We start from the raw sequence: 15,899 nt of genomic DNA, 5'->3' as shown, positions 1-15,899 counted from the left end.
CTCAAGCCCGATGGCGGCGCTTGCGATGCACCGAACGCGAGGGGACGGGCCTGCAGCCGCCCCCCTCCTGGAGGCGCGAGGCGTCGATCCTGGGCAGGACGACCACCTTGCGGTCGGGGGCCTCCCCCACCGATTCGGTCCTGACGTCCTCCCTGTCCTTGAGGGTCGTGTGGATCACCCAACGCTCCCAGCTGAGCATGGGATCGAGGCGGATGGGGGCCCCGTACTCCAGGACCTGCCTGGCCGTGGCCTCCGCCAGGCGCTCCAGGCTCCGCATCCTGCGCTCCCGATAGCCGTTGCTGTCCAGGCGTACGCGGGGCTCCGCCCCGGGATCGCGAAGGGCCAGATTCAGCAGGTACTCCATGGACTTCAGGCCGTCGCCGTGACGCCCCACCAGAATCTCCGCGTCCTGCCCCTCGATCTCGACCGTGTTCTCCTCCTCCAAAAGGACCGCATCGGCACGCAGGTCCATCAGATCCAGGAGTTCGTTCACGAAATCCCTGCCCCTGTGGAGCAGGGAGGCCTCGACCGGGGGCTGCTCGACGGGGCGCACCTCGACCCTGAGTTTTTTTCCGAACAGGCCCAGAAAGCCCTTGTCCGAACCGATCACCTCGGCCCTGAGCTCCTCCTCGGGGACACCCCACCGGCGGGACGCCGCACTCAGGGCCTCCTCGACGGAGCTCACCTCGAAAACAAGCTGTCTATCCTCGCTCACGGACAACCCCCTCCTTCTTCGTCAGGGCCGACACCGCCGGCGCCCTCTAGGCCCCGGACTTGCCGCGCGTCGGCTTCTCCTGAAACAGCACCGGTTTCTCCTGCATCTCCTGATTGGTCCTGCGGATGACGCGCAGCTGATGCACCACCCCGAGGAGGGACGAGACGCCCCAGTAGAGCAGGACTCCGCCGGGCAGGCTGAGGCAGATGAACGTCAGGAATATGGGCATGAACCAGCTCATCATGGCCATCTGAGGATTCCCGGAGGAGGAGATGTGCTGCTGATACCAGGTCAGGAAGGCGATGACCAGCAACAGGATCGTGTTGGGAAGCCAGACCCCGAGGTTGGCGAAGAGCAGGGAGGGGTTGGTGAAGGCGGAGAAGACCACCATGACGAAACCGAGCTCCTCCTTGGGGATCGGCACGCCGGCCTCGTTCACCAGGTTGATGGCCTTGGCGATGGTCGTGAGGACGGAACCGTCCAGCTGGATGGAGAGGAACGTCGCATCCGTGAACCCGTGCCGGTTCAAGGCGCTGTAGAGCAGGATGAATATGGGAAGCTGAATGAGAAGGGGCAGGCAGCCCGCGGCGGGGTTGACCTTGTGTTCCTTGTAGAGCGACATGACCTCGCGGTTCAGGGTCTCCTTGTCGTCCTTGTACTTCTCCTGAATCACCTTCAGCATCGGCTGGAGCTTCTGCATCCGCTGCATGCTCATCATCTGCTTCTGCATCAGCGGGTGCATGGCGATGCGCACCAGGATCGTCAGAAGGATGATCGCCAGCCCCCAGGAATTCGTCAAACCATGGAGGCTCACCAGAAGCCATGTCATGAAATTTCCGGCCTGATTCCACAAATAGCTCAAAAAAATTCACCTTCCCTATCGCTGTGGCGAGACCGGTGGAAAGATGGGCTCCTCGGTCGGGAAGCCGTCCCCCCCCCGGCATCGCGTAATGACATTGCTATCGATCCTGACGGGGTCCCGGACCGCGGCCCGACGCACATCCGTCTCTGCGCGGGGGCGGGTCAAAGCCCCCCTCGTGCCAGGGACCGCACTTCAAAAGGCGCCGCAGCGTCAGCCAAAAGCCCCGAAAAAAACCCCATTCCCGAAACGCGAGCAGCGCGTACTGGGAACAGGAGGGATAGAAACGACAGCGGTCGCCCAGGAGCGGCGACACAAAACGCTGGTAGCCCCGGATCAGAAGCACGGCCAAGGCAACGGCGACGCCCTGCCGCCGGGGACGCTCCTCTCCGTGAGTCCGCTCAGCGGACACGACGCGGGACGGGCGCGTCCCAGTCCGCCCCCTCCCAGCCCTCGGCCAGAAGCCCCTGCCGCTTCAGCACCCTCGTCATGTCGCGCCAGACCGCGACGGCCGAGGCGTCGAGCGCCCGGTCCTTGAGCGAGGCAACGAGACTGACGTCGGAGACGATCCAGGGGCTCAGGCGCCGAAAGGCCTCGCGCAGGACGCGGCGGCCCCGGTTGCGCACGTGGGCCTTGCCCTGGCGCCGGCCCACGGCGTAGCCGACGCGCAGGCCCCGTCCCTCATCCCTCAAAAGCAACAACCGCACCAGTTCTCCCTGAACGCGAAGACCGGTGCGGAAGATGCGGTCGAACTCCCACCCTTTTTTCAGGGTTATGCCATGGTCAGGCACTTACGACCTTTGCGCCTTCTGTTGCGAAGAATCCTGCGCCCCGAGGGAGAAGAGGAGCGGGCGAGAAAGCCGATCTTCCTCTTGCGCGGCTTTCTGTGCGGCTGAAAGGTTCCCTTGTCCACAAACAACGCCTCCTTCTATAAAAACCGCCATGTGCGGCAACATAACACAGGACACACAAGCTAGGGAAGTATAGCACAAACCCGGCGCGGCGGACAAGAGCGAGGGGCGCGTCGCTCAATGCGGCGCCCTGCGCGTCACCCTCATGCCGTCGGCCAGGTCCGACGAGGGGTAGAGCACCACCCGCTCCCCGGGCCGGAGCCCGTCCAGCACCTGGGCGTCCACGCCGTTGTTCCGGCCGACCTCCACGGAGCGCAGGCCGACGGCCCCATCCTCGACCACGAAGACGGTCCAGTCCCCGCCGTTGCGGAAGAGCGCACTCGACGGGACCGTAAGGGCATCCGGGTCCTCCCAGACAACGATACCGACCTCGACGCGGAAGCCGTGGCCCAGCTTCCGGAACGCCTCGGGCGGGTCGGAGAGCCGGACGATCACGTTCACCCGCTGCTCCTCGACCCCCAGAGCGGAGACCTTGGTGAAGGCGAACGGCTCGATCTTCTCGACCACGCCGTTCAGGAGCCCCTCCCCGCCCCAACCCGACAGGACCGCCCGATCGCCCGGAGAGACCCGGACGGCCTCCGAGGAGAGGAGCTCGGCGACCACCTCGAGCCCGGCCTCGACGTCGCCCACCTCCATGAGGAGCGTCCCGGCGGCCAGGGGCCCCTCGCTCTCCCGGAGGACGCGCAGCACCCTCCCGTCCGCCGGTGCGAGGATGGGGATCACGTTCGCCCCGGCGCCCCCGGCCCCGCTCCCGAAGCGGCGCAGGCGCGACAAGGCCCCGGCGCGCTCCGCCTTCCGGACGGCGATCGCGGCATCGGCGTTGTGCAGCGCCGCAGCGGTGGTCCTCGCCTCCCGTTCGGCCTGATCCAGCTGGAGCTGGCTGGCCGCTCCCGAGCCCCTCAGACGCCGTATCCGCCGAAGCTGAACCTGGGCCAGGTCCCGGTCGGCAACGGCCCGTTCCCGATCGGACCGGGCCAGGCGCAGGGCCGCCTCCGCCGCGGCGAGATCGGCGCTGGCGCGGGACTCGTCCCGAATGTCCAGGGGCATGGGGACGGACGGCAGCATCCTGGCCACCACGGACCTTCCCCCGGAGACCCCCTCGCCGGGCTCGACCTCCACCCGCAGCAGCCGCCCGTCGACGGGGGCGAACACCTCGTAGGCCTCCCGGACCCGGGCCCGCCCCTCCTCGTCGATGGTCAGGGTCATGGGCTTGCGCACGACCTCGCCCATGTCGACCTCCATCGGGCTGGGCTTGAAGGCGTATGCCAGCGCGGCGGCGAGCACGGCGAGGGTTCCCAGGACGAAGAGCTTCCTCGAAATTTTTCGCTTCATCGGTCTACTCCCTTGTCTTGATCACGGAGGCGAGGTCCGCCCCATCCAACGTCCGCTTCACGAGCCACCCCGAGGCGACCGCGGACCCCAGAACCACCACCGACCCCAGCCCGGCGCTCGCCGGGGAGAAGACGGCGGGGATCTGATAGAGTTCCGTGCTGAACCCCTCCGAAAGCGCCAGGGAGAGGAGGTACCCGAGGCCGATCCCGATCGGAAGCGCCGCGAGGGTCACGACGGCCAGCTCCCCCAACAGGACGAAGGCCGTCTCCCCCCGAGTGAACCCCATCACCCTCAGGCTCGCCAGGTCCCGGGCCCGCTCGGCGTAGGCGATGCTCGCCGAGTTGTAGACGATGCCGAAGGCGACCACGCCGGCCACCGCCAGCATGATGTAGCGCATGGACCCCGCTCCGGTGTCCATCTGATACCGCAGCGCGGCCAGCGTCTCGTTCTTCAGCCGGACGCCCGCCACGGACGGCATCCGCTTGAGCCTCCGGTAGATCGGGGCGCTCCTCGCCCCGTCGATTCGGAGAAAGGCGGCGGAGATGCGGTCCGGCTGGCGCAGGACGCGGTTCAGGTCGTCCAGACCCATGTAGGCCGGAGCGCCCAGCAGGGAACCGGCGACCCCCACGACCGGCAGGAAGAGCCGGGGCCGGTGCCCGGTGCGCACCTCCACGTCCAGGACGTCCCCGGCCCGAACGCCCAGGGTACGCGCCAGGGTTCGGGCCAGGACCAGCCCCCCCTTCCGCAGAAGGATGGCGTTCAGGTTCCGGTCCACGGCGCGGTAGAGGCGCGGGGACGGGACCAGGCCGTCGATCGTCCCATGGTGGGTGCGGAGTCCGCTGCGGAGGATGACGGGGACGCTGCGCAACGGCTCGGCCTCGATCACCCCGGGCAGGCTCCGCAGCTCCAGGATCGCCCGCTCCGGGACGTCCTCGTTGAAGACGACCGCCGCATCGCTGCGGTCGATCACGTTGAAGGTGAGGTCCAGCATATGGTCGAAGCTCGCCGTGATCGAGATCATGCCCACGGACAGCGCCATGCCCGAGGCGATCCCGAGCGTCGCCCCCACCATGCGGCCCGGCCGACGCATCAGGCGGCGCAGCACCATCCGGCACGGCTGGTCCAGACGCACATCGAGCCTCCGGCTCAGCCCCCCGGCGCGGCTGTAGTCCGGCGGGGACGGCGGGTGCATCGCGGCGGCGGGCGTCAGCATGAAGACGCGGCGCAGGACGAAGCCGCCCCCGACCGACGCCGAAACGATGCTCGCCAGAAAGCCCATGACGAAGGGCGCGGGGACGAGACGAAACGTCAGGAAGGGAAACTTGAAGAAGAGCAGGTAGATGCGGACCAGCCTGCGTCCGGCCAACACGCCCAGCCCGCAGCCTGCCGCCGCACCCAGAGCGGCGATCGCGACGGCCAGCTTGAAGTAGTGCAGGCCCACCGCCAGGTCGGAATAGCCGAAGGCCTTGATGAGCCCGATCTGTTCGCGCTCGGACCGCACCATGCGCGAGATGACCAGCGTCAGCAGAAACGCCGCCACGGCGAGGAACAGCGGCGGCATGATCACGCTCATGGAGCGCAGCTGGCGAAGTTCCTCCTCGACGAAGCGGTTCGAGCCATGCTCGTCGCGGCCGTAGGCGCCCAGCGCCCCATACGGCTCGAGGATGCGATCGGCGGCGTCCAGCACCGCATCGATCCGCGCGCCGCGCTCCAGGGCGAGAAGGGCCTCGTTGAAGGCCCCCTTGAGACCGTAGGCCGCGTCGAGCGCCCCACGCCCCATCCAGAGGACACCGTACCGGGAGTCGTCCGCCCCGATCTCCCCGGGCGCCGTGATGTAGAGGAACTCCGGGGACTGGGCCAGCCCCACGATGCGCAGGCTCCGGCGCGAGCCGTTCAGGGTCGCCAGGATCCTGTCGCCGGGGGAGAGCCCGTGGGCCGCAGCGAAGCTTTTCAGCAGCAAAATCTCGTCGGCGTCCCCGGCGGCGGGAACACGGCCGGCGACGAGCCGGACGTCGTTCAGCCTCGTGCCCGGTGCGGGCAGGGAGAGGGCCCGCGCCCGGATCGGGAGGGCCAGACCCGGCAGGTCGATCAGGGCCTCGCCCGTCACACGGCCCTCGGCCGCCGCGACACCCGGCACCGCGGCAAGCGCGGAGACCAGGGAACGAGGCGCCCGCTTGACCGGGGCGAACACGTCGGCAAACCGGTAGCGCTCGTAGTAGGTCCGCCTCGTCTCCCCCAGGGAGACGAGCAGGCCGGACATCATGACCAGCATCATCACGCCCATGGCGACGACCGCCCCGATGGCGACGACCTGCCCCTTCATCCTCCAGAGGTCCCGGAACAGCTTCCGGTTCAGGACGCCCACCCCGCTCACCATTCGATGTCCTCCGGGTCCCGCTTCATGGCGTTCTCGGCGACCGCGCGGATGCCGCCGTCGGCAAAGCGGATCACCCGGTCGGCCATGCCGGCCGTCGCCGCGGCGTGGGTGACGATCAGCACCGTCGTCCCCAGCTCCTCGTTGACGTCCTTCAGAACCCTCAGGACCGCACGGCCCGTATCGCTGTCGAGGGCCCCGGTGGGCTCGTCGCAGAAGAGCACGGTGGGCCGTTTGGCCACCGCCCGGGCGATGGCGACGCGCTGCTGCTCCCCGCCGGAGAGCTGCGAGGGGAAGTGCTCCGTCCGGCCGCCCAGCCCCACGAGCTCGAGGGCCTCGTCCGGGCTCATCGGGTCGGGGGCGATCTCGGTGACCAGCTCGACGTTCTCGCGGGCGGTGAGGCTGGGCATCAGGTTGTAGAACTGAAAGACGAACCCCACGTGGTCGCGCCGGTAGCGGGTGAGCTGAACATCCGTCATATCGGCCAGGTCCGCGCCCCGAAAGCGCACCGAGCCGGACGTCGGGCGGTCCAGCCCCCCGACCACGTTCAGCAGCGTGGACTTGCCGCTTCCCGACGGGCCGAGCAACACCAGGAGCTCCCCGTCCAGGATCTCCAGATCGATCCCGCGCAGGGCGCGCACGGCCGCCTCACCCGTCCCGTACTCCTTCGTCAGCCCCTCGATGACGAACACCGGGGGCCTCATCCCATCCTCCTTCAACGGGCGCTCACCTCTCCCCGTCGGGGACGCCCGGCCGCGGCTATGCGGACAGGCATCCGGAAATCCATAAGTGCGATTCACCAAACAGCTATTATATAGCACATTCCGCCCGCTTCGTCCTGCGGGACCGAAGTGGTGCTATGATTGAGGGGGACACGATCCGGGCTTTTCTCAAGGAGGGCATCAGCATGAAAGTAGCCGTCATCGGAAGCAACATGATCGACCTGGTCACGACGATCGACCGCATGCCGCGCCTGGGCGAGACCCTGGAGGCCCCCGCGTTCGGCATGGGATTCGGGGGGAAGGGCGCGAACCAGGCCGTCGCGCTGGCCAAGCTGGGCTGCGAGGTCCTCATGGTCACGAAGGTGGGCGACGACCTCTTCGGCAGGAGCGTCCTGGAGAACTTCAAGAATCTGGGGATGGACACCCGCTACGTCGAGCCCGTGCCCGGCGCCTCGAACGGCGTGGCCCCGATCTTCGTGGACCGGGACGCGAACAACAGCATCCTGATCGTCAAGGGCGCGAACAACGCCCTGAAGCCCGCGGACGTCGACCGCGCCGCGGAGGACCTCAGAAAATGCCGGATGATCATCCTGCAGCTCGAGATCGACCTGGCGACGGTCTACCACGCCATCGACTGGGGGGAGCGCAACGGCATCCCCGTCATCCTGAACCCCGCGCCTGCGGCCGCGCTCGACTTCGCCTACGTGCGCAGAACGGCCTTCTTCGTCCCCAACGAGACGGAGCTGGAGCTGATCACCGGCATGCCGGTCACGAGCCCCGAGGAGGCGCGCCAGGCGGCCCGCAGCCTGGTGCGCGACGGCGTCGGGAACGTCATCGTCACCCTGGGCGGCAAGGGAAGCCTCTGGGTCACGGCCGGGCGCGAGGAACTGGTCCCGCCCTGCATCGTCAGGCCGGTGGACACCACCGGCGCCGGAGACGCCTTCATCGGCAGCTTCACCTACTACTACCTGAGGCTGGGGGATGTCCTGACGGCCATGACCCTGGCCAACCGCTACGCGGCCCTCTCCACGACGAGGCCGGGCACCCAAACCTCGTTCGTCACGCGCGAGGAATTCGAAAGGACGGATTTCTGACATGGACACAAAAAAACTGGCCGGGATGATCGACCACACGCTCCTGAAGGCCGACGCGACGCCCGAGGCGGTGAGGAGGCTGTGCGCCGAGGCGCGGCAGTGGCGCTTCGCCTCCGTCTGCGTCAACGGCTCCTACGTGGAGCTCGCGGCACGGGAGCTCGCGGACAGCGGCGTGAAGGTCTGCACGGTCGTGGGCTTTCCCCTGGGGGCCGCGAGCTCGGCCGCGAAGGCCGCCGAGGCCCGGGACGCCGTGGAGCGGGGCGCGGACGAGGTGGATATGGTGCTGAACGTGGGGCGCCTGAAGGCGGGCGACGACGCCTACGTGCGGGACGACGTCGCGGCGGTCCGCAAGGCGGCCGACGGCCGAACCCTGAAGGTCATCCTGGAGACCTGCCTGCTGACGGACGCGGAGAAGGAGCGGGCCTGCCGCATCTGCAAGGAGGCCGGGGCGGACTTCGTCAAGACCTCCACGGGCTTCTCGTCCGGCGGAGCGACCGAGGCGGACGTCGCCCTGATGCGCGCCGCCGTGGGGCCCGACAGGGGCGTCAAGGCATCGGGCGGCATCCGCACGCGGTCGGACGCGGAGCGGATGATCGCCGCAGGGGCCTCCCGCATCGGGGCCTCCGCGTCGGTCGCCATCTGCCGGGAGGACTGATCCGGCGTCGACCGACGCAGACCTGCGCAAGTGGGGGGCGCCGCGGCGCCCCCCTCGTTTCACTTGTCGTCGTCGGAGAGGTCCAGGATCCCCTCCTCGATCTCCATGGGGCCGTCCAGCATGTCGACCGTGGCGGCCGGTCCGCCCTCCTCCCCGGCCGTGCCGTCGGGGTCCCCCTCGCCCGCCGGGGCCAGGAACCCGATCCCCTTGGCGACCTCCGCCATGATCTCCTTGATGATCTCCTCCTGGACCGAGGGATTCTTCTCCAGGAACTGGGCCACCGACTCCTTGCCCTGTCCCAGGGTCTCCCCCTTGTAGGAGAGCCAGGAGCCCTTCCTGCGGATGATCTCGTAGTCCACGGCCATATCGACCACCGCCACCCCCATGGGGATGCCCTTCCCGTAGATCAGGCTGGTGTGCGCCGTTCGGAAAGGGGGCGCCAGCTTGTTCTTGACCACCTTCATGTAGAGCTCGTGCCCGATGGTCTCCTCGCCCTTGTCGATCTTCTTCCCGCGGCGGACCTCAAGCCGGACCGACGAGTAGAACTTGAGCGCCCGTCCGCCCGTCGTGGTCTCCGTGGGGCCGGCCCCGTAGCCCGTCGAGATCAGGGCCCGGAGCTGGTTGATGAAGATCACCACGCAGTTGGTCTTGGACACGATCGAGGTGAGGCGCCGCAGCGCGTAGGACATGAGGCGCGCCTGAAGGCCCAGCTGGCTCTCGCCGATCTTGCCGTCGATCTCCGCCTGCGGGGTGAGCGCCGCGACGGAGTCCACCACCACCAAGTCCACCGCCCCGCTCCGCACCAGCGCGTCCAGCACGTAGAGCGCCTGCTCGCCGCTGTCGGGCTGGGAGAGGTAGAGCGACTCGATGTCCACGCCCAAAGCGGCGGCCAGACGAGGGTCCAGCGCGTGCTCCGCGTCGATGAAGGCGGCGACCCCCCCGGCCTTCTGGGCCTCCGCGATCGCGTAGAGGGCGACCGTCGTCTTTCCCGAGCCCTCCGGGCCGAAGATCTCCACGATGCGCCCCTTGGGGTAGCCCCCGACGCCGAGCGCCACGTTCAGCGGCAGGATGCCCGACGGGATCACCTCGACGTTCGTCCGCGCGTTGTCGCCCAGCCGCATGATGGACCCCTGACCGAACTTTCCGCGAATGTCGTCGATGGTCTGTTCCAGCATCTCCTCGCGCGTCTGAGGCATTTTCCTTTTCGCCAAGGCCGAACTCACACCCTTTCCTGAAGGTCCATAAACTGTCTCTCATCCCCTGCCGACCGCCAAAGCGCCGACAGAGCGCAAGCCACGGCCCTCTCGCGGACGCCCTCGCGGTCCCCCCGAAGATTCCGAAGAAACGCAGAGCTCCGCACCGTCCCCTCCTTCATGGAGGCCACGGCAAACCACACGGTCCCCACGGGCTTCTCCGCGCTGCCGCCCTCGGGCCCGGCGATGCCCGTGACCGAGACGGCCAAGTCCGTCCCGAAGAGACGGAGCACCCCCTCGGCCATGGCCCGGGCGCACTCCCCACTGACCGCCCCATGCCGCTCCAGAATACCGGGGACCACGCCCAGCACCGTTCGTTTGGCCTCGTCGCCGTAGGTCACCACTCCGCCCAGAAAGGCCTCGGAGCTGCCGGGCACCGCGGTCAGGGCCCCCTGCACGAGCCCGCCCGTGCAGGACTCCGCGCAGGAAAGCGTGATGCCGCGGCCGCGCGCCTCGTGGAGCACCGCCTCCTGGAGCGTCGCGCAGCCCTCGGGGAGCGCGTCGTCGGGGAAGCGGTCCCGAATCAGACGTTCCGCGGCACGGACGCGTTCGGGCTCGCCCCGAACGATCAGCTCGACCGAGGCGAAGGAGGGCAGCACCGAGACGTGCAGTCCCGGGTCCCCGATCACCTCCGGGACCCGCTCGACGGCGCGCAGCTCCGGGACGCCCGCCAGGACGACGGAGGCCCAGCGGTGCGCGGGCAGGAGCAGCCCCCCCAGAGCCCCCTCCACCATCGCCGCGAACTCCGAGGGGACCCCCGGCAGGCTCCACACCTGGGTTCCACTGCGCTCGAAGACGATGCCGAGCGCGGAGCCCTCGGGGTTGTAGACGCCCCGCGCCGCCTCCGGAACCAGCGACTGGCTGGAGCGGACCCGCTCCAGCGCCGCGCGGAGCTCCCCGTCGTAGCGGGCCACGATCCGGTCGTAAAGGGCGTCCTCCCGGCGCAGGGGGCTGCCCAGATACGCGGAGAGGGCATCGCGCGTCCGGTCGTCGTGGGTGGGGCCGAGCCCGCCCGAGAGGACCAGGAGCTCCGTCCGGCCGACCCATCGCCTCAGAAGGCCGATCACCTGCTCCGGATCGTCGGGGACCACCTCCACGGACTCGACGCGCCAGCCGGCGTCGTGCAGGCGCCAGGCCAGGGCGGCACAGTTCCCCTCGCGCCGAACCCCGCTCAGGAGCTCGTCGCCGATCGCCGCCAAAACCGCCGTCCTCATCGCGCCAACAGGGCCCACAGCCAGCCCTCGCCCCACAGATACCCGTTGATAGCCTGAAGGAACAGGTTGACCATCACGCCGCCCACCACGTCGTCCGCCATGATCCCGACGCCTCCGCGCAGGCGTTCCGCGGCGGAGACGGGAAAGGGCTTGATGATGTCCACCACCCGGAAGAGGAAGAAGGCCGGCAGGGCGAAGGAGAGCGGAAGCGCGTAGAGCGAGACCCACATCCCCACCGCCTCGTCCACGACGATGGAGCCGGGGTCCTCCACCCCCATGGCGCGCGCGCAGGCGTCCGCGGCCCAGGTCCCGAGGAGCCCCAGGGCGAGAACGCCCCACCAGGGGACCGGGAGAAAAACATAAAAAAAACAGGCCGCGGCGGACCCCAGGGTCCCGGGCATCTTGGTGTGGAAACCCAGCCCTCCGAGCGTCGCGATCGCGACGGACGGGGAACTCCATTTCAAATCGGCCATCCTCCTCGCCTCCTCAATCCTCGCCGCCCGCGAGGCATCCGAACAGATCGTGCTCCGTGCCGTCCGTCACGCGCACGCGGACGAACGTTCCGGGCACGGCGTCCCCGGCCCCGGAGATGCCGACCAGGCCGTCGACCTCCGGCGCGTCCCGATAGGAGCGCCCCCAGGCTTCACCGGCCTCTTCGTCGACCTCCTCGACCAGCACGTCCAGCTCCCGCCCGACGAAGAGCGCGCTGCGCTCCAGCGATATCTCCGCCTGGAGCTCCATCAGCCGGGCGTAGCGCTCCTCGGCCACCTCCCGGGGGACCGGGTCGGAGAACGAGGCCGCGCGCGTCCCCTCCTCGGGCGAGTAGACGAACGCCCCCACCCGATCGATCTCCGCCTCCTCCAGAAAGTCCAGGACCTTTCGGAACTGGGCCTCCGTCTCGCCCGGAAACCCGGTCATGACGGTCGTGCGCAGCGCAAACAGGGGGTCCTTCCTCCGGATGTGGCGGAAGATCTCCCGGATGTGGGCGCTCGCAGGGCTGCGGTTCATCCGGACCAGAATGGCGTCGTCGATGTGCTGGATGGGGACGTCCAGGTAACGCAGAATTTTTCCGCTGTCCATCAGGAAGTCGACGAACTCCGGGGTCAGACGGTCGGGGTGCAGGTAGAGGAGCCGCACCCAGGTCCCCTCGGGCAGGGCTGCGTCGAGCTCCCGCAGGAGCCGCAGGGTGGCGGGCTCCCCGTAGAGGTCCCGCCCGTAGGCCGTCAGGTCCTGCCCCACGAGGCAGAGCTCCCTGGCGCCCTCGGCGCAGAGGGCCCGGGCCTCCTCCACCAGACGCTCCACGGGCAGGCTCCTGAGCCGACCTCGGATCAGCGGAATGGAGCAATAGGAACAGAAGGTGTCGCACCCCTCGCCCACCTTGAGATAGCGCGTCCAGGCCGGGGTCCCGGGCAGACGGAGGCGTCCGCAGCTCGGCGCGGGGCCCCGCTCCGGGCGCTCCAGCCCCGCGAGGTAGTCCACGACCGAGTCCCAGTCCTCCGCCCGGGCGAACAGGTCCACGCTGCCGAGCTCCCGCCTCAGCTCCGCCTCGTAGCGGTTGACGATGCAGCCCACCACCACGATCCGCTCCAGGACCCCCCGCTCCTTCAGGAGCTCCAGGTCCAGAATCGCGTCGATGTTCTCCTTCACCGCGTCCTGAATGAAGGCGCAGGTGTTGATGATCCCGACGCGCGCCTCCTCGGGCTCCTCCACGACGGCATGCCCCTCGAACGCCAGCCGCCCCATCAGGGTCTCGCTGTCCACGCTGTTCTTGGCGCAGCCCATGCTCACAAAAAAAATGTTCAAGGCACCAATCTCACCTTCCGGTCCTCCCCGATGGTCCCGCAGGCCCGCCCAAAAACGACACGGGCCGGGGACGGCCGAACCTCCCCGCCGCCCCCGGCCCCGTGAGGCCGGATCACTTGGCCTTCCTGTGACTCCCGTCCGGGGAGTAGAAATAGGTCTCCGAGCGTTTGGCCCCCTTGGGGTTCACGACCCCCAGGTCCTTTCCGTTGAGGGTGACCGAGGCCGCATTGGGCCGCCCGTAGGTGACCTTGGCCTGAACGGGAAGGTCCCAGGATACGACGGACCCCTTCTTCAGCGTCTTGGAGAACACGACCTTGTCCCCCACGGTGACCTTCATCCAGACGTCCGAGTCCGCGCGTATCTCCAGGCTCGGGGGCAAGGGCTCAGGCTCAGGCTTGGGCGCGGGGAGGATCTCCATGGAGGCGGGGATCACCTCGAAGGACCCGACGTCGCCCGAGGCCTCCCCGGCCCTGTGCGCGTCCTCCGAAACGGCCGCGGGCTCGCTGCCGGGTCCCAGAGCCCGCAGCTTCTCCAGCGAGATCCCTCCGGTGGACCACACGTACCAGACGTAGACCCCCGTACCGACCAGGGCGGAGAGCAGCACCGCAAAGAGCCAGAAATGGGAGACGGGCTTGAAGCCCTTCGTCGGGGACGTCCCGTTCCCGAGCACGTTGATGGGCTCGTCGGGCACGCGGGGCATCGATCGGTTCAGCCACCCCATGAAGGGGTCCTGCAGGTCCTCGCCCCCGATGACGCGCAGATAGGTGCGAACGAACCCCTTGATGTAGACGACGTCCGGAAAGCCCTCGTAATTTCCGCTCTCTATCCCCCGCAGAAACTCGATGCGGATCCGCGTCCGCTCGTAGACGTCCTCGATCGACAGGTGGGCCTCCTCGCGCCGCTCCGCGGCCAGACGCCCCAGTTCCCTCAACGCCTCGTCACGATCCGATGCCGGCATCGTCAAGAGCCTCCTTCGCTTTCGCTCTCATCGCATCCAGACAGGCTCCCGGGTCGGGGGCCTCGAAGACGGCGCTGCCCGCCACGACGACGTCGCAGCCCGCCAGCACCACACGCCCCACGTTGTCCCCGTTGATGCCGCCGTCCATCTGGATGAGATAACGATAACCCTCCGCCGCCCGCAGGCGCACGAGGTCACGCGTCCGCTCGAGGGTCGTCTCGATCAGGCTCTGGCCCCCGAACCCCGGCGTGACCGACATCACCAGGACCAGATCCACGATCTCCAGAACGGGGCGCACCCGCTCCAACCCGGAGGCCGGCCCCAGGGCGACCCCGGCCCGAAGCCCCGCACGCCGGATGGAGGACAGCGACGCGTGCAGCAGCTGGGGCTCGGTCTCCGCATGGATGGTGAGCAGCGAGACCCCCGCATCGACGAACAGGGGCAACAGCACGTCCAACCGGTCCACCATCAGGTGCGCGTCGATGAAGGCGTCCGGATAACGTCGTCGCAGCGCCTTGGCCATGGCGGGACCGAACGAGAGGTTGCGGACGAAATGACCGTCCATGATGTCCAGGTGCAGCCAATCCTGACGTCCCTTCAGGCCGTCCACGGCAGCGCCGACAAAAAGCGGGTCGGCCCCGAGCAGGGAGGGGGCGAAGAGAACCCTTCGCCGCCTCCGGTCCTTCATTTCCTCCCAATAGGAATTCGTCCTCACACTCATCGTCCTCCTCCGAAACGGCCGCCGCCGAAGCCGCGCGCCCTACCGGAATTTATCCTGCCAGACGAACTCCCCGCCCAGATAGAACGTCACGACGCATTCCTTCTCGTAGGGCACCGACAGGGAGACGAGCTCCCCGCTCCGGGCCTTCCGGTCCAGCACGACCTTCTTGCCCGAGGGATCCACCATCTCGATCTTCAGGTCCAGGGGCTGAGCCAGCGGGGGCACCTGGTAGCGCACCTTGGCGACCTTGCCCCCCGGGGAGACCGGAGGCACCGGCGTCCGCGGAACATCGGCATCGGGCCGCGGCCGGTCGGCCGACGGCGTCTCCGCCGCAGGAGGCCGCACGGCGCCGGGCAGCGCCGGATTTCGGATCACCCGGCCCCCGGCCCCCGGCTCCTGGTCGAAGACCGAGACGTTGGGGTTGGCCTCACGGATCGGAAGCTGCTCCCCCCCGGCCCCCTCGCCCACGAAGACGTCGCCGTGCCCCGGGACCTTCACGACCACCCCGCCGCCCTGCGGCCCCGAGTCGGGTGCGGGTGCGGGCGCGGGCTCCACGTAACCGGCCGGCTTCTGCAACGTGGCGATCTTCAGGCGCACCCCGTCCCCGGCCCGGGCCACGGCCCCGGCCGCCGGACGCGTCTCGATCGCCATCCCCTCCGACATGGAGGGACTGTACACCTTGTCGACGGCCAGAACCCTGAGCCCGCTGGAGGTGAGAATGTCGCGGGCCTCGCGCTCCGAACGGCGCGCGACGTCCGGCACGGTCAGCTTGCCGTCCCGGCCGCCACCGCCCTCGCTGACGAGGAGATCGATCCTCCTGTCCACCGGGATGTTGGCGGGCGCCGACGGGCTCTGCGCGATGACGACCCCGCCCGGCTGAGCCCCGTCCTTGATGCGGATCACATCGCCGACCGCAAAGCCCTGCTCCTGAAGCAACCGCTGCGCCCGGGACAGCTCCTGTCCCCGCAGGTCGGGGACGGCGCGCCGCTCCCCGCCCCTGCTGACCTGCAGGACGACGAGCTTGTTTCTGTTCGCGCGCACCCCCGGCTCGGGGGACTGGGCCAGCACCTGCCCGGAGGGCATGGAGGACTCCACCTGCTCGATCTTCACGGCAAAACCCAGGCGTTCGGCCTCGTCCACGGCCTCGACCACGGGACGTCCCCGAAGCGGCGGAATCACGATCGCGTTCGTCGGCCGAAAGAACACCGTATAGAAGGCCACGGCCCCCGAGGAAAAGATCACCAGCACAACAAACAACAGGGTCCAACGGATAACTTTGCCCATCGGC

At 68.7% G+C, this 15,899-nt stretch carries 17 protein-coding genes; 2 read left to right on the top strand and 15 right to left on the bottom strand.

Annotated features, from left to right (window positions below):
- Position 1 precedes the first annotated feature (1 nt).
- From jag to EII26_RS08410, 8 genes are all read right to left on the bottom strand, one after another.
- Positions 2-715 (bottom strand): RNA-binding cell elongation regulator Jag/EloR, encoded by a 714-nt coding sequence (gene jag / locus EII26_RS08445; RefSeq protein WP_158612218.1) that lies wholly within the window; start codon positions 713-715, stop codon positions 2-4.
- 46 nt (positions 716-761) lie between these two features.
- On the bottom strand, positions 762-1,577 hold the full coding sequence (locus EII26_RS08440) for a YidC/Oxa1 family membrane protein insertase (protein ID WP_233572679.1): 816 nt from the start codon (positions 1,575-1,577) through the stop codon (positions 762-764).
- Between the two features lie 97 nt (positions 1,578-1,674).
- Entirely contained in the window at positions 1,675-1,986 is a 312-nt protein-coding gene (gene yidD, locus EII26_RS08435; protein ID WP_124888717.1) for a membrane protein insertion efficiency factor YidD, read from the bottom strand.
- Positions 1,976-2,365: a ribonuclease P protein component gene (gene rnpA / locus EII26_RS08430; RefSeq protein WP_233572678.1), complete on the bottom strand. Its 390-nt coding sequence runs from the start codon at positions 2,363-2,365 to the stop codon at positions 1,976-1,978. Before rnpA ends, yidD begins: the two co-directional genes overlap by 11 nt.
- Positions 2,347-2,487 carry a 50S ribosomal protein L34 gene (gene rpmH, locus EII26_RS08425; RefSeq protein WP_124888716.1) on the bottom strand — a complete coding sequence of 47 codons (141 nt, stop codon included), beginning with the start codon at positions 2,485-2,487 and terminating at the stop codon, positions 2,347-2,349. Before rpmH ends, rnpA begins: the two co-directional genes overlap by 19 nt.
- A 115-nt stretch (positions 2,488-2,602) precedes the next feature.
- Positions 2,603-3,817, bottom strand: coding sequence for an efflux RND transporter periplasmic adaptor subunit (locus EII26_RS08420; RefSeq protein ID WP_124888715.1), 1,215 nt, complete (start codon positions 3,815-3,817; stop codon positions 2,603-2,605).
- Between the two features lie 4 nt (positions 3,818-3,821).
- The gene (locus EII26_RS08415) at positions 3,822-6,194 is read right to left on the bottom strand and encodes an ABC transporter permease (protein ID WP_124888714.1); all 2,373 of its coding nucleotides are present in this window, start codon (positions 6,192-6,194) and stop codon (positions 3,822-3,824) included.
- Complete coding sequence (locus EII26_RS08410; RefSeq protein WP_124888713.1) at positions 6,188-6,895, bottom strand: ABC transporter ATP-binding protein; 708 nt, start codon at positions 6,893-6,895, stop codon at positions 6,188-6,190. Before EII26_RS08410 ends, EII26_RS08415 begins: the two co-directional genes overlap by 7 nt.
- Before the next feature lie 203 nt (positions 6,896-7,098).
- Between EII26_RS08410 and rbsK the strand changes: the two genes are divergently transcribed.
- Together rbsK and deoC are read left to right on the top strand one after the other, a co-directional pair.
- On the top strand, positions 7,099-8,007 hold the full coding sequence (rbsK, locus tag EII26_RS08405; RefSeq protein WP_124888712.1) for a ribokinase: 909 nt from the start codon (positions 7,099-7,101) through the stop codon (positions 8,005-8,007).
- Position 8,008: 1 nt separating this feature from the next.
- The gene (deoC, locus tag EII26_RS08400) at positions 8,009-8,662 is read left to right on the top strand and encodes a deoxyribose-phosphate aldolase (RefSeq protein ID WP_124888711.1); all 654 of its coding nucleotides are present in this window, start codon (positions 8,009-8,011) and stop codon (positions 8,660-8,662) included.
- Between the two features lie 59 nt (positions 8,663-8,721).
- On the opposite strand, the gene recA is transcribed toward deoC, so the two are convergent.
- From recA to EII26_RS08365, 7 genes are all read right to left on the bottom strand, one after another.
- Complete coding sequence (gene recA, locus EII26_RS08395) at positions 8,722-9,873, bottom strand: recombinase RecA (protein ID WP_124888710.1); 1,152 nt, start codon at positions 9,871-9,873, stop codon at positions 8,722-8,724.
- A gap of 8 nt (positions 9,874-9,881) precedes the next feature.
- Positions 9,882-11,129, bottom strand: coding sequence for a nicotinamide-nucleotide amidohydrolase family protein (locus EII26_RS08390; RefSeq protein WP_124888709.1), 1,248 nt, complete (start codon positions 11,127-11,129; stop codon positions 9,882-9,884).
- Positions 11,126-11,602 (bottom strand): phosphatidylglycerophosphatase A family protein, encoded by a 477-nt coding sequence (locus EII26_RS08385; RefSeq protein WP_124888708.1) that lies wholly within the window; start codon positions 11,600-11,602, stop codon positions 11,126-11,128. Before EII26_RS08385 ends, EII26_RS08390 begins: the two co-directional genes overlap by 4 nt.
- Positions 11,603-11,615: 13 nt before the next feature.
- Entirely contained in the window at positions 11,616-12,932 is a 1,317-nt protein-coding gene (gene rimO, locus EII26_RS08380; protein WP_233572676.1) for a 30S ribosomal protein S12 methylthiotransferase RimO, read from the bottom strand.
- 112 nt (positions 12,933-13,044) lie between these two features.
- On the bottom strand, positions 13,045-13,890 hold the full coding sequence (locus EII26_RS08375; protein ID WP_124888707.1) for a helix-turn-helix domain-containing protein: 846 nt from the start codon (positions 13,888-13,890) through the stop codon (positions 13,045-13,047).
- A complete protein-coding gene (locus EII26_RS08370) occupies positions 13,871-14,605 on the bottom strand; it encodes a ribulose-phosphate 3-epimerase (protein WP_233572675.1) in 735 nt (244 codons plus the stop codon). Before EII26_RS08370 ends, EII26_RS08375 begins: the two co-directional genes overlap by 20 nt.
- Before the next feature lie 45 nt (positions 14,606-14,650).
- Entirely contained in the window at positions 14,651-15,895 is a 1,245-nt protein-coding gene (locus EII26_RS08365) for a PASTA domain-containing protein (RefSeq protein WP_124888706.1), read from the bottom strand.
- Positions 15,896-15,899: the final 4 nt, after the last annotated feature.

The sequence above is a fragment of the Fretibacterium sp. OH1220_COT-178 genome (assembly GCF_003860125.1).
Lineage (GTDB): Bacteria > Synergistota > Synergistia > Synergistales > Aminobacteriaceae > CAJPSE01.
The sequence above is the reverse complement of the archived record's forward strand: the minus strand, read 5'-3'. Positions and strand labels throughout refer to the sequence as shown.

Excerpts from the sequence above, each read along its gene's own strand:
- EII26_RS08420 (WP_124888715.1), bottom strand. The coding sequence starts at position 3,817 with ATGAAGCGAAAAATTTCGAGGAAGCTCTTCGTCCTGGGAACCCTCGCC.
- EII26_RS08415 (WP_124888714.1), bottom strand. The coding sequence starts at position 6,194 with ATGGTGAGCGGGGTGGGCGTCCTGAACCGGAAGCTGTTCCGGGACCTC.
- EII26_RS08410 (WP_124888713.1), bottom strand. The coding sequence starts at position 6,895 with ATGAGGCCCCCGGTGTTCGTCATCGAGGGGCTGACGAAGGAGTACGGG.
- rbsK (WP_124888712.1), top strand. The coding sequence starts at position 7,099 with ATGAAAGTAGCCGTCATCGGAAGCAACATGATCGACCTGGTCACGACG.
- deoC (WP_124888711.1), top strand. The coding sequence starts at position 8,009 with ATGGACACAAAAAAACTGGCCGGGATGATCGACCACACGCTCCTGAAG.
- EII26_RS08390 (WP_124888709.1), bottom strand. The coding sequence starts at position 11,129 with ATGAGGACGGCGGTTTTGGCGGCGATCGGCGACGAGCTCCTGAGCGGG.
- EII26_RS08385 (WP_124888708.1), bottom strand. The coding sequence starts at position 11,602 with ATGGCCGATTTGAAATGGAGTTCCCCGTCCGTCGCGATCGCGACGCTC.
- EII26_RS08375 (WP_124888707.1), bottom strand. The coding sequence starts at position 13,890 with ATGCCGGCATCGGATCGTGACGAGGCGTTGAGGGAACTGGGGCGTCTG.
- EII26_RS08365 (WP_124888706.1), bottom strand. The coding sequence starts at position 15,895 with ATGGGCAAAGTTATCCGTTGGACCCTGTTGTTTGTTGTGCTGGTGATC.